At 33.6% G+C, this 14,034-nt stretch carries 11 protein-coding genes; 8 read left to right on the top strand and 3 right to left on the bottom strand.

The genetic code is table 11. From position 1 onward, the window contains the following. The first annotated feature begins 24 nt into the window (after positions 1 to 24). Positions 25 to 1,794, top strand: coding sequence for a cytochrome c oxidase subunit I (locus BLW23_RS10650; RefSeq protein ID WP_093669646.1), 1,770 nt, complete (start codon positions 25 to 27; stop codon positions 1,792 to 1,794). Positions 1,795 to 1,890: 96 nt separating this feature from the next. Continuing rightward, positions 1,891 to 2,262 (top strand): hypothetical protein, encoded by a 372-nt coding sequence (locus BLW23_RS10645; protein ID WP_093669644.1) that lies wholly within the window; start codon positions 1,891 to 1,893, stop codon positions 2,260 to 2,262. 47 nt (positions 2,263 to 2,309) lie between these two features. Here BLW23_RS10645 and BLW23_RS10640 read toward each other — a convergent pair whose 3' ends face one another. Further along, entirely contained in the window at positions 2,310 to 4,988 is a 2,679-nt protein-coding gene (locus BLW23_RS10640; RefSeq protein WP_093669642.1) for a GEVED domain-containing protein, read from the bottom strand. Positions 4,989 to 5,316: 328 nt separating this feature from the next. Between BLW23_RS10640 and ruvB the strand changes: the two genes are divergently transcribed. The 6 genes from ruvB (at position 5,317) to BLW23_RS10610 (ending at position 11,556) form a co-directional block, all read left to right on the top strand. Continuing rightward, on the top strand, positions 5,317 to 6,339 hold the full coding sequence (gene ruvB / locus BLW23_RS10635) for a Holliday junction branch migration DNA helicase RuvB (RefSeq protein WP_093669640.1): 1,023 nt from the start codon (positions 5,317 to 5,319) through the stop codon (positions 6,337 to 6,339). Between the two features lie 14 nt (positions 6,340 to 6,353). Further along, the gene (locus tag BLW23_RS10630) at positions 6,354 to 7,655 is read left to right on the top strand and encodes a hypothetical protein (RefSeq protein ID WP_093669638.1); all 1,302 of its coding nucleotides are present in this window, start codon (positions 6,354 to 6,356) and stop codon (positions 7,653 to 7,655) included. 17 nt (positions 7,656 to 7,672) lie between these two features. Then, positions 7,673 to 9,403, top strand: coding sequence for a SulP family inorganic anion transporter (locus tag BLW23_RS10625; protein WP_093669636.1), 1,731 nt, complete (start codon positions 7,673 to 7,675; stop codon positions 9,401 to 9,403). A 27-nt stretch (positions 9,404 to 9,430) separates the two neighbouring features. Then, positions 9,431 to 10,840: an MBL fold metallo-hydrolase gene (locus BLW23_RS10620; protein ID WP_093669634.1), complete on the top strand. Its 1,410-nt coding sequence runs from the start codon at positions 9,431 to 9,433 to the stop codon at positions 10,838 to 10,840. 4 nt (positions 10,841 to 10,844) lie between these two features. Further along, a complete protein-coding gene (locus tag BLW23_RS10615; RefSeq protein WP_093669632.1) occupies positions 10,845 to 11,225 on the top strand; it encodes a rhodanese-like domain-containing protein in 381 nt (126 codons plus the stop codon). Between the two features lie 61 nt (positions 11,226 to 11,286). Continuing rightward, positions 11,287 to 11,556 carry a heavy-metal-associated domain-containing protein gene (locus tag BLW23_RS10610; protein ID WP_093669630.1) on the top strand — a complete coding sequence of 90 codons (270 nt, stop codon included), beginning with the start codon at positions 11,287 to 11,289 and terminating at the stop codon, positions 11,554 to 11,556. A 57-nt stretch (positions 11,557 to 11,613) separates the two neighbouring features. Here BLW23_RS10610 and BLW23_RS10605 read toward each other — a convergent pair whose 3' ends face one another. Together BLW23_RS10605 and BLW23_RS10600 are read right to left on the bottom strand one after the other, a co-directional pair. After that, complete coding sequence (locus tag BLW23_RS10605) at positions 11,614 to 12,801, bottom strand: pyridoxal phosphate-dependent aminotransferase (protein WP_176829793.1); 1,188 nt, start codon at positions 12,799 to 12,801, stop codon at positions 11,614 to 11,616. 22 nt (positions 12,802 to 12,823) lie between these two features. Next, positions 12,824 to 13,915, bottom strand: coding sequence for a fatty acid desaturase family protein (locus tag BLW23_RS10600; protein WP_093669628.1), 1,092 nt, complete (start codon positions 13,913 to 13,915; stop codon positions 12,824 to 12,826). Positions 13,916 to 14,034 lie beyond the last annotated feature (119 nt).

Here is a 14,034-nt window from a genome sequence, read left to right as displayed (position 1 = left end):
AAAGAAAATATAAAGATATAGATTATGTCAGATCATCATCACAAAGAAACATTTGTAACGAAATACATTTTCAGTACAGACCATAAAATGATCTCAAAGCAGTTTTTAATAACTGGTATGTTCATGGGGATTATTGGAGTATTCATGTCAATGTTATTCCGTTTACAAATTGCATGGCCAGAGACTTCGTTTTCAATAATAGAGGCTTTTTTAGGTCATCATCAAACGGACGGAGTTATGAATCCAGATATGTACCTTGCCTTGGTAACAATTCATGGTACTATTATGGTATTCTTTGTTTTAACAGCAGGATTAAGCGGTACCTTCTCTAATTTATTAATTCCATTACAGATTGGAGCGCGTGATATGGCGTCAGGTTTCCTTAACATGGTATCATATTGGTTGTTTTTCATTTCTTCTGTAATAATGGTTATTTCGTTATTTGTTGAGGCTGGACCGGCATCAGCAGGTTGGACAATTTATCCACCATTATCTGCTTTACCTCAGGCTATTCCTGGTTCTGGTGCTGGTATGACTTTGTGGTTAGTTTCTATGGCAATATTCATTGCGTCGTCACTAATTGGTTCATTGAATTATATTGTTACGGTGTTAAACCTTAGAACAAAAGGTATGAAAATGACAAGATTGCCTTTAACTATGTGGGCTTTCTTTATTACTGCTATTATCGGTGTTATTTCGTTTCCAGTACTTTTATCTGCGGCTTTATTGTTAATTTTTGATAGAAGCTTTGGTACATCATTTTATCTTTCTGATATTTTTATTTCAGGAGAGGTATTACACTACCAGGGAGGATCACCAGTATTATTCGAGCACTTATTTTGGTTCCTAGGTCACCCGGAGGTATATATTATTCTATTACCAGCATTAGGATTAACTTCAGAAATCATTTCAACAAACGCCCGTAAGCCTATTTTTGGTTATCGTGCAATGATTGGATCTATTATAGCAATTGCATTTTTATCTACTATTGTATGGGGTCACCATATGTTCGTATCAGGTATGAACCCTTTCTTAGGATCGGTATTTACATTTACAACGGTATTAATTGCGATTCCTTCGGCGGTAAAGGCATTTAATTATATAACAACATTATGGAAAGGTAATCTGCAAATGAACCCAGCAATGTTGTTTTCAATTGGATTAGTATCTACGTTTGTAACTGGAGGTTTAACAGGTCTTGTATTAGGAGATTCAGCATTAGATATTAACGTACACGATACTTATTTTGTGGTTGCTCACTTCCACTTAGTAATGGGAGTATCAGCATTGTTTGGAATGTTCGCTGGTATTTACCATTGGTTCCCTAAAATGTATGGAACGATGATGAATAAGACATTAGGTTACTGGCACTTCTGGATAACAATTATATCTGCGTATGGGGTATTCTTTCCAATGCACTTTATTGGTTTAGCAGGATTACCAAGACGTTATTATACAAATACGAACTTCCCAATGTTTGATGATTTAACTAACATTAATGTGTTTATTACAGTAATGGCTATCATTGGAGGTTTAGCACAATTAATTTTCTTAGCAAATTATTTCATCTCTATTTACAGAGGGCAGAAAGCAACTCAGAATCCTTGGAAATCTAATACATTAGAATGGACTACACCAGTAGAACATATCCATGGAAACTGGCCAGGTGCGATTCCAGAAGTTCATAGGTGGGCTTATGATTATAGTAAAACTGATGAAAATGGAGAATATGTACACGGAAAAGATTTCGTGTCTCAAGACACTCCTTTATTAGAAGGAGAAGAGCCTTCTTAAATATTTAGTTTACAAAACAATAAAACAAAAAACCTTCGCAATTTTGCGAAGGTTTTTTGTTTTATTGACTATATTGTTTAAAAATATTAATTAATTATGCGACAGTTTTTTAAAATAAGTGCGAGTGCATTTCTATGTGTTTTGATGGGATGTAACAGTACAAAGCAAGTAACTTCAAAAGAAAATGAAAGTTCGATAAAGGAAACGACTAAAGAGCTTGTAGATAAGGGGTACGTAAAGGCAGAATTCGTTGATAATAGCCAGTCTAAGGCTAAAACTTGCGCTACCATGATTAAATTGGTGAATAACAAGCAAAGTGAGATGTTGGATCCTATAAATATGGATGACAAGTACTCGGAATTAAAGAATTCAAAGATTTGGATTAAATATACTTCCTTGAGAATGAAAAATAGATGTGATGAGGCAAGACCTGTAAATATTGTTGACATAAAGAAAAGAGAGGAGTAATCATTACTCCTCTCTTTTCTTTATGTTTTTTATAATCTAAATATTATTTATTCAACAAGTATTTTATACTCTTTGTAATTAGTTTTTCCTCCTATTTTTACTATATAAGCTCCCGCACTAGCATATGACATATCTAAAGAATATTCATATTTATTGCCATTTTTAGAAACATTATTGAAGACAACGGTTTTTCCTAAGATATCATATACTCTAAAGGATAATATATCAGAGTAATCCGTTGTAAGTTGAAAATTAAATTGGTTGTTTGGTAATGTAAGAACTTTTAATTCAGCATTGTTTAAAATTACGTTGTCAATACTTAAAGTCCTATCGATAATCTTCACAAGGTAGTCATGTACTTCTCCATAAGCGTAGTTGCTACAAGGATCATTGATGTCTCCACTACCTGTATTATCCATTGCTTTTACTCTTAATACATGTTTCCCCAAATTAGCCGATTGTGGCAGGGTTAAAGTGAAATCCTCTAAAGCATTGGCAACAGAAAAGACATTTGCGGTGATAACTTGTTCACTTGTTTCAAACGTTCCATTATCATCTAAGTCAATCCACGCAGATAAAGTTTCACCATCAGGATTATTCGTCCAGTTGTGCTGGGCCTTCATAATATGTTCGTCATTTCTGTCTAAATCTGTCATTAAATCCTTACGATTTACATACCCTTGAGCATCACCAGTAGTATTACAACCACTTGCTCCATTATCTGCATCAATTGTACCTAAAACGAAGCGTTTGATGCCATCTATATTACAACCTGAAGTAGCAACAGGAGTACAATGTTGAATCGATGTTATGATGTTAACCGTTTTACTATTATTACTCTGGTTTTCGTCAGTGGTAAGCTCAGTGGCTGCAATTAATTCATAAGTTCTATTAAGTACTGAAAAGTCGGCCGTAGTATTAAATGTATAATCAGCCGTTGTATTAGCAGCTAAGGTTGCGGTATAGGTTTCGGTAATTTTTGTTCCGCCATCTAAGGTGTAACTTACGGGGAAGTTTGTTTGATCGTTTGTTCCGAAATTTCTAATTTTAATTGTTACCGATTCAGAGTCTGTCAGACTTCCATCAGTTGGAGCTGATATTGTAGTAACACCTATATCATTGTTTAAAGGCTCTGTTAGTTGAAAAACACCAACCATATTACTTCGGGCGCCATTATTGAAATATTCACTCACAAACCAAAAATCTGAGTCGTTAGACGGGTCAACGGTTAAATGTGAATAATCGGCATATCGATTTGCTGGATTATCCGTAGTACTTAGAACAATTAATTCCTCTAAGGCGGTTATTGTGTTTAGTGGATCATCATGAAATCTTCCTGTATATCTTAAAGATATACTTTCGTTAGTGCTTACAGATGAATAAGCAATGGCTATATTTCCCGCTCCATCAATTCCCATACTTGCACCAAAGGCATGCCTTCCCTCGGGAGCAGTGTAGGTACCTTCTTGATAAATCGACCATGGTTGACCATCACCACTTTGTCTTAATTCATACCATCTAATACCAGCCAATTCACTGGCTGTATCTGTATTCACAACAAAATTAAACACAACGGAGTTATGAGTATCAAACTTTCTGAATTGCGCTTGATTCATAATAGTGGCTTGCATGGCATCGATATCAGGGCCAGAAGGCTGAGATAAGTTAGAGAAGCCACCTCCATCAAATACTCCAGTGAAAGCTGAAACTGGTATTTCAGTTGGAGCTGATATTGTTGAGTTAGCAGGCGTAGTCCAGTCAACATTAACATCCCATAATTTTAAATGATCGGATGTCACACCCGTCCAAGCATCATCTTGCATATATACTAAGGTCGCGTGGCCTGTTGCAGGTAAATTGTCATCAATTACATTAAAAGCTTGAGGACTGTAAAAACCACTAGTAACCATTCCTGTTAAAGTAAATGCTTGAATGCTAGCAGTGGTGCCTCCTGTTAACATTTTGTCTCGTTCCAAAGCCCATACCTGACCAGTTCTTGTATTACCGCCACTACTTTCTGAAATATTAGCGGTTACATAATAACCATCTGACCAAATTGAAAACTTGGTATAATCAGGGAAAGTACCAGTTTGAAATGAGTCAGCGCTATAGGTATGCCAACCTCCATTCACGGGATCATTTGTTTGTGATATTGCCACGTGAAATCCATTAGGATTATCTTCAAATTCAGTAACAATATATCTATCCGCTTGTGAATCATATAGAACAATGGGATCGCCATCTGCACCCCCAGGAAATAATGTAGATAAATCAGCCGCATCCGTTGCTGGTGTGCCATCTTTATTAAAAATTCTAAACGCTGTATTCCAAGCAGCAATATAATAATCTCTTCCTACAGCACCTGTTGGATCTGAGGGAGTAGAAGTTTGATTTGTAGTCTCAAAGGTGAGACTTGTTGACCTTATTCTTTTTGGAGTAGATCTTCTTTGTGTGTCTAGTAATGGATCTTTTCCGTGTGGTAAGCCCTTTCCTGGAACCACTTTGTTACCTTTTGTTCTTTTATCCTTAGCATAAAGGTTTCTTTCATCAACTTTTGCATGAACAAAAGTTCCGTTTTTTATTTGTTCTTTAATACTTGGAACATAACGATATTTCAATTGTCCATTCCACGTTGCTTTCTGGGCTCCATCCTGATTGCTTTTCTGCCCAAAAAGGACGCACGAAAAACACATTACTATTATGAAGGGTATGTTTTTAAGTTTCATTATAGGGTTAGTTTGTATGATATAGGTAATTTACCTAATATATAATTATTGTGTAATTTTTGTGTAAAGTTAAAAATTTATTCACAAATATTGGTAAAATGTTATTTTTTTGTGTTTTTTGGTTGGAATAATGTTTTGTTGTATTTATGTAGTTGTATGGTGTTTGGTTTCAAGCTTTGTTAAAGCACAGGTAAAATTAAAGGAAACATATACGAAAACTTTTATTAGTTCTGTTGAATTGGAATAATTAAACGGATAATAGATTAATACAATCAGAGTAACATTTATTACAAAGTAAAAACGATATTTGAAGTATATTTGTACGAGTATGAACGAACACTTAAATCCAGACAAGAATAATTATTCCAATGACGAATTAGATGTAGAAAAAAAACTACGTCCTCTTTCCTTTAGTGATTTTACAGGACAAGATCAAGCAATAGAAAATTTGCAAATTTTTGTAGAGGCGGCTAATAGAAGAGACGAAGCTTTGGATCATACATTATTTCATGGTCCACCAGGATTAGGAAAAACTACATTGGCTCATATTTTAGCACATGAATTAAATGCAGGAATTAAGGTAACGTCGGGCCCTGTTTTGGATAAACCTGGTGATTTAGCAGGGTTATTGACCAATTTAGAGGAAAGAGATGTTTTATTTATTGATGAAATTCATCGATTAAGCCCAATAGTTGAAGAGTATTTGTATTCAGCAATGGAAGACTTTAAAATAGATATTATGATAGAGTCTGGACCGAATGCAAGAACCGTACAAATAAATTTAGAGCCATTTACTTTGGTTGGAGCTACAACTCGTTCGGGACTTTTAACGGCTCCGATGAGAGCGAGATTCGGTATTAGTAGTAGATTACATTATTATTCTACTGATTTGTTGAGTACAATTATTGAGCGAAGCGCATACATATTAGGGGTGCCAATTTCGTTAGAAGCCGCTATAGAAATAGCAGGAAGAAGTAGAGGTACACCACGTATTGCCAATGCATTACTAAGAAGGGTACGAGATTTTGCGGAGATAAAAGGAGATGGTAGTATTAATATTGAAATTGCGAAATACGCTTTAAAAGCGTTGAATGTAGATGCTCATGGATTGGATGAAATGGATAATAAGATTTTGAGTACAATCATTGATAAGTTTAAAGGAGGTCCCGTTGGTCTTTCAACATTGGCCACTGCTGTTGCAGAAAATGCCGAGACTATTGAAGAGGTGTACGAACCCTTTTTGATACAACAAGGATTTATAATGAGAACTCCAAGGGGTCGAGAAGTTACCGATTTTGCTTATAAACATTTGGGAAGAATAAAAGGCTCTTCACAAAGTGAGTTATTTTAAAAGTTAACATTATTATGGAAAGTGGATCACATAAAGAAGCCAAAAATTGGTTACAGAGATTAAAAGATGAGAGCTGGGAAGCCGAACTTTTAGTATCAGCTGTAGCTATCTTTGGTACGTTTCAGCTTTTCGATGGTATTAATTGGATAACGAACTTTTTTATAAATACAGTTAATCCAAATCAATATTTTGTTGCTTATTTTATTTGTTTTTTTGGATTGATCGCGGTTAGTGCTTTGGCTGCAATGTTTGTAATACACTTTTTTTTGAGAGCCTATTGGGTTGGACTAGTTGGATTAAACTCTGTATTTCCAGATTATAGCCTTGAAGATAGTGCGTATTCTAAAATTTATACAGAAAAGATTTTATCAATATTACCGAAACTTAAAGATTCAATTCAAAAAGTTGATGAATTATGTAGTGTTATTTTTTCTATAGCCTTTACATTTCTCTTACTATATGGTTATATAGCTTTTTTTTCAAGTCTTTATTTATTGATTTACAATATGCTTTCAGAATATATAAATAGCTATATTTTGATGGTTCCAGCCATATTTATAGGGTTGAGTTTATTTGTTCAGATTATAATTTCCGTTATAGCTAATTTAAAAAAGAACCAAGAAAAAGAAAAGTTACAGCTTTTAAGTTTTAAAGTGGTGAAATTTGTTTCCATGATTTCTTTTGGGCCTATTTATAAGAGTATTTTACAGGTTACTATGATTTTTGGTTCTAATTTTAAGAAGAAAAAGTCATTAGTATATCTGATTTTTGTCTTTTTGATTTCGGCCATGTTGGTCGCTGTAATTCAACTTCCAAAAACTAACATTTTATACTTAGTTAGGAATCGTGTCGCTGCTAATTATGATATTCATAAAACTTATGCTGATTACTATAAAGATAGTAATCGACAAATAGAGTTTTTACTTAGCCCGGAAATTGAATCTGATTTTATTGAACGTAATACATTAGAAGTTTTTATTCCAATATTTGACTATGAATCTTCTATGAGAGATGTCGTATGCGGAACGTTTGAGGAAATATCAAGTAACTCAAGAAAGGAGAAAAGCAAGAATAGAGCCATTTATTTGGAAGAATGCTATAAGAAGTATCACAAAGTGTTTTTAAATGAAGAAAAGATAGAGGTAACATTTTTAAGATATAATAATCATTATAGAACAAATCAGTTTGGAATCATAGCTTTTATTGATATTTCAAAATTACCTGTTGGTTTAAATGCACTTAAAATTGAAAAGATAAATGGTGAAGGAGCCTTTTTAAAATGGAATATTCCTTTTTATTACGCACCTAAAAATTAGAATTATATAACTGAGGCATGAAGTTGATTAAAAAGTTAATACCCATTTTTAGTTGGTTGCCCAATTACCAAAAAGAGTACCTGCAAAATGATGTAATTGCTGGTATTACCGTTGCAATTGTTCTCATTCCTCAAGGTATAGCCTATGCTCTTATTGCAGGATTACCACCTATTTATGGTTTGTATTCGGCGTTAATACCTCAAGTTGTTTATGCAGTTTTTGGTTCTTCACGTCAGGTTGCAATTGGTCCTGTAGCTATGGATTCTTTAATTGTTGCCACAGGAGTTTCTACTCTTGCATTGGTAGGATCTGAAAGCTATATAGCTATAGCAATATTGTTAGCATTGGTTGTTGGTAGTATTCAACTTCTCATGGGAGTTTTTCAATTGGGTTTCATTGTTAATTTTTTATCGAGGCCAGTTATCACTGGGTTTACCTCTGCGGTAGCTTTGATTATTGGTTTAAATCAATTTAAAAATTTATTAGGAGTAGAGTTTCTTCAAAGTGATCAGATTCATATTTTACTTGAAGACATTGTTAATAGAATTCAGTTTTTTAACAAGAATACCACTATCATTGGCGTTGTTGCTTGTGCTGTTATCATTTTCTTTAGAAAACTAAATAAAAAAATCCCCAATGCCTTAATTGTTGTAACTCTTGGAATTGTTTTAATTAAATACTTCGGAGAAAGTTGGACTGGTGTGGCTATTGTAAGGGATATTCCATCGGGATTACCTGCTTTTTCCATACCAACTATTGATGTTCCTTTAATTAAGGAATTAATGCCAATTGCATTAACACTGGTCATGGTTGGTTATCTTGAAACTATTTCAATAGGTAAAACATTAGAAGCGAAACAAGACGAGTATAGAGTCCAACCTAATCAAGAATTGATCGCTTTAGGATTGAGTAATATTTTTGGGTCTTTTTTCAAGGCTTATCCCTCTGCGTCAAGTTTTTCAAGGTCCGCCATTAACGCCGAATCGGGAGGGAAAACAGGAGTTTCTGCGATAGTCTCTTCTATTTTGGTAGTACTAACACTGTTGTTTTTGACTCCTATCTTTTATTATTTACCCAAAAGTATACTTGCGTCTATTATTATTGTTGCCGTGTTTAATTTGGTGAATGTAAAGGAAGCAAAGCGTTTATGGAAAGCAAATAACCTTGATTTTTGGTTACTTGTAGCTACTTTTTTTTCAACATTACTTTTTGGAATTGAATATGGAATTTTAGTAGGAGTAGGGTTGTCGTTAATTCTATTAATATTTAGAACATCTAGGCCTTATGTAGCAGAACTAGGTAAGGTACCCGACTCAGATTTTTATAGAAATAAAAATAGATTTAAAGAAGTTCTTATGGAAGAAGAAGTGTTGGTATTTCGATTTGATGCGCAACTTTTTTACGCTAATTCTGGGTATTTTAGAGACAAATTGGAGGAAATGGCAGAAGCAAAAGGGAAGGCATTAAAATTAATTGTGTTAGATGCAGAAAGTATTAATAGAGTGGATAGCACAGGAGTAGATATGTTGATAGAACGTATTAGGTTTTATAAGAAAAAAGGAATTACTTTTTATTTAGCTGGAGTTAAAGGCCCAGTTAGAGATGCGTTTTTCAGAGGTGGAGTTTTAGAGGAAATCTCTATTGATCATTTTTTTATGAGAGCAAATGGCGCAGTACATTATTTTAAAACAGGAGATAATTTAAATCAAAAAAAATACGCTCAATACATTCATCAAGCGTACAAATAAAATAAAAGATTAGAATATAATTATATTATGAAGATAGAACAAATTTATACAGGTTGTTTGGCTCAAGGAGCATATTATGTTGAGAGTGGAGGAGAGGTTGCCATTATTGATCCTTTGAGAGAAGTTCAATCTTATATAAATAAGTCGGAAGAAAAAAACGCTAAGATCAAGTATATTTTCGAAACACATTTTCATGCTGATTTTGTAAGTGGCCATGTTACATTGGCTGAAAAAACAGGAGCAACAATTGTTTATGGACCTACCGCTAATCCAAAATATGAAGCGCATATTGCAGAGGATGGAGAGGTTTTTAAATTAGGAGATATTACTATATCGGTGTTACACACTCCTGGACATACCATGGAAAGCACAACCTATTTATTAAAAGATAAAGATGGAAATAATCATGCTATCTTTAGTGGAGATACGCTGTTCTTAGGAGATGTAGGGAGACCAGATTTAGCGCAAAAAGCAGCGAGTTTAACTCAGGAAGAGTTGGCAGGATTGTTATATGAAAGTCTTCGAAATAAAATAATGACTTTGGAAGACAATGTTATTGTTTATCCTGCACATGGAGCTGGGTCGGCTTGTGGTAAAAATTTAAGCAAGGAAACGGTTGGTACCATAGGAGAACAAAAGAAAACGAACTATGCTTTGCGTGATGATATGACCAAAGAGGAGTTTGTCAAAGAAGTTACAGACGGTTTATTACCTCCTCCTGAATACTTTCCTTTGAATGTAAAAATGAATAAGGAAGGATATAAGTCCATAGATGATGTAATTAAAGATAGTACGAAAGCTCTTTCAGTAGATGAATTTGAAAAAAGAGCAAATGAAAGTAATGCAATAATTCTGGATGTAAGACATCAATCGGAATTCATTAAAGGATTTATACCTCAATCTATTTTTATTGGTTTAAAAGGAACATTTGCGCCTTGGGTAGGCGCTTTAATAAAAGATGTTTCTCAACCTATTTTGTTAGTTACTCCAAAAGGAGAAGAAGAAACAGCAATTACGCGTTTATCAAGAGTTGGTTTTGATAATGTTTTAGGTTATTTAGATGGTAGTTTTGATGTTTGGAAAGAATCAGGGAAAGAAATAGATACTTTACAATCCATTTCGGCTACAGAATTAGAAAAAAAGTTAGCTGGTAACATACAAGTTTTTGATGTGCGTAAGCCAGGTGAGTACCAAAGCGAGCACATTGAAAATGTACCAAATACTCCATTAGATTTTATTAATAAACATATTCAAGAATTTCCAACGGATCAGGATTTTTATGTACATTGTGCAGGAGGATATCGCTCTGTGATTGCAGCGTCAATCTTAAAAGCGAGAGGTTATCACCACGTAATTGATATTGCTGGAGGATATAAAGATATTAAAGAAACCTCTATTTCGAGAACAGAATATGTTTGTCCTTCGACGTTAAAATAAATGTATGACAAAACTGATAAAGATGTTTTCTGTGGCTCTATTACTTTTAGTAATAGGATGTAAAAAACAAAATAACAATATTGTAGATATAAGAGTGTCGGATTTACAGACGGTAACGAGTACACATTCAGAAATACAATTGGTAGATGTAAGAACTCCAGAAGAATGTAAAAATGGGATGATCAATAAAGCGATAAATATTGATGTTACTTCCCCAGATTTTGAGGAGAAAGCACTTAGAGAATTAAAGAAAGACGCTCCAGTATATTTATATTGTAGATCGGGAGGTAGAAGTATTATCGCCGCTGAGATGTTAGCAGAAAAAGGGTTTGAAATTTATAACTTGGAAGGCGGGTATTTGAACTGGAAAGAAGAAAATAAATAAATCAAAAGACATGGAACCTGTAGGTAATATGTGAGTATTGATTAGTAATGAAAATAGACAAATGATACAGAAGATATATATAGAGAATTTAAAGTGTGGAGGTTGTGCTAACACGATAAAAAAAGGAATTTCATCTATTGAAGAAGTAACTAATATTGAAATCAACGTTGATGAGTCCTTAGTCGCGTTTGAATCACCTGATAGTAGTTTAACTAAGATAAAGGAAAAGTTGTCAAAACTTGGTTACCCCGAAGTAGGAGATAAAAATACAGTATTGCATAAAGCAAAATCGTTTGTAAGTTGTGCTACTGGTAAAATGAGTAAAGAATAAAAAAGCGAGATGAATTTCATCTCGCTTTTTTGTAATATTGAATGTGATTAAGTATTATTAACTCACTACTTCTTTAATTCTTTTGATAGCTTCTCTTAATTGTAATTCAGAAGCTGCATAAGACATTCTAATACAATCAGGAGCGCCAAACGCATCTCCGGTAACTGTTGCAACATTGGCTTCTTCTAGTAAAAACATAGAAAAATCGTTAGCATTTTTAATCTCTTTCCCTTTTAATGTTTTTCCAAAAAATGCAGAAATATCAGGAAATACATAAAAAGCTCCCTGAGGAATATTTAATTTAAAACCATCAATATCACCAAGCAATTGTAATACAAGATCTCTTCTGTTTTTAAATTCATTTACCATGTATTTAATTTCAGAAGGATCAGCAGAAACAGCAGTTATTGCGGCTCTCTGGGCAATACAGTTTGTACCAGAAGTAATTTGCCCTTGCATTTTTGTACAAGCTTTAGCAATCCATTCTGGAGCGCCGATATATCCAATTCTCCATCCAGTCATTGCAAATGCTTTTGCCAAACCATTTACAGTAATCGTTCTTTCGTACATACTTTCAATAGCTGCAAAACTGAATAATTTACTACCATAATTAATATGCTCATAAATTTCATCTGAAAGTATATAAATTTGAGGGTGCTTTTCTAAAACAGCAGCCAAAGCTCTGTATTCTTCTTCATTATAAATAGATCCGCTTGGGTTATTTGGCGAGTTGAAGAAAATCATTTTTGTTTTAGGAGTAATAGCCGCTTCTAATTGCTCTGGAGTAATTTTAAAATCGCTATCAATACTCGAAGGGATTTCAACGAATTTAGCCTCACAAAGTGTTGCTATTGCTGAATAACTTACCCAATATGGAGCAGGTAAGATAACTTCATCTCCTGGGTTTAATAAAACCTGAGCTATGTTTGCAATAGATTGTTTAGCTCCTGTTGAAACAACAATTTGATTTGGTGTATACTCTATGTTATTATCACGCTTAAATTTTGCACAAATAGCATCTTTAAGCTCCACATACCCGTCAACTGGAGTATAAGAGTTATAATCTTGGTTAATAGCCTCAATTGCGGCATTTTTAATAAAATCAGGAGTGTTAAAGTCTGGCTCTCCTAAACTTAAACTAATAATGTCTTTACCTGCATTTTTTAACTCTCTAGCTTTTGCAGCCATAGCTAAAGTTTGCGAAACAGGTAAACTTTTAATTCTGTTTGATAGTTCGTTTGACATTGTATAAATTGTGTTGTTGATTCTATGCTAGCTGTGGTTTCTTTCCTAATTCAGCTAAATGTTTAAAGTGTTCAATAATAGCCCTTCTAGTTGTCTGGTACTCATTGTATGGTAGGTTAAACTCTATTGCTGTTTCCTTTACAATCTTAGCTAACTTCTTGTAATGAATATGAGAAATGTTAGGGAAAATATGATGTTCAACTTGATGATTTAATCCTCCTGTGTAAAAATTAATTAGCCAATTCTTAGGAGCAAAATTAGAGGTTGTGTATAACTGATGTATAGCCCAAGTGTTTTTCATATTTCCATTTTCATCGGGTAATGGCATTTCAGTTTTAGGAACAACATGCGCTAATTGAAAAATAACACTTAGTATAATTCCGGCTGTATAATGCATAACAAAGAAACCAATTATTACTTTCCACCAAGCAACATTTAACACGAGTATAGGAAGTACTACCCATAATGAGTAATAGGCAAGCTTTGAAACAACTAATTTCGTCCATTCTGTTGCTGGGTTAGGAAACTTACCATAAGAAAGTTTTCTTTTCAAGTAATTTTTCATCTGCTTGAAATCAGTAGTTATAGCCCAGTTAATAGTGAGTAATCCATATAAGAAAAAAGAATAATACTTTTGAAATTTATGAATCCACAACCAGTTTGAATGCTCGGAAAAACGAATAATTCTTCCAGCGTCAATATCCTCGTCATGATCTTTAATGTTTGTATATGTATGATGAAGTACATTGTGCTGAACTTTCCAATTATATACATTTCCTGCTAGGAAGTAAATACTACTGCCCATTAATTTATTTACCCATTTATTACTTGAGAAAGATTCATGGTTTGCATCATGCATTACATTCATTCCTACACCTGCCATTCCAACTCCCATAACAACAGCTAAAATTAATTTAATCCATTGAGACATATCAACCGTTAAAATTAAAATAAAGGGGATAATGAATATGGCAAACATAATAACAGCCTTACTGTAAAGCTTCCAATTACCAGTGCGTTTAATATCGTTTTCTTTAAAGTAATTGTTTACGCGCTTATTTAAAGTTCTAAAGAACTTTTGTTTGTCAATCCGTGAGAAGTTTATTGTCTTCATTTGTTGTTTGTTAAGAAAAGCAAAAATAAATGTTTTTACTTGACTGTTCGTGTATAAAACGACTTTTTAACTAGAATAATATCTTTTACGTAAAAATTAACAATACCAATTTAGTTTTT

Origin of the sequence: Tenacibaculum sp. MAR_2009_124, assembly GCF_900105455.1 — a bacterium.
Lineage (GTDB): Bacteria > Bacteroidota > Bacteroidia > Flavobacteriales > Flavobacteriaceae > Polaribacter.
The sequence above is the reverse complement of the archived record's forward strand: the minus strand, read 5'-3'. Positions and strand labels throughout refer to the sequence as shown.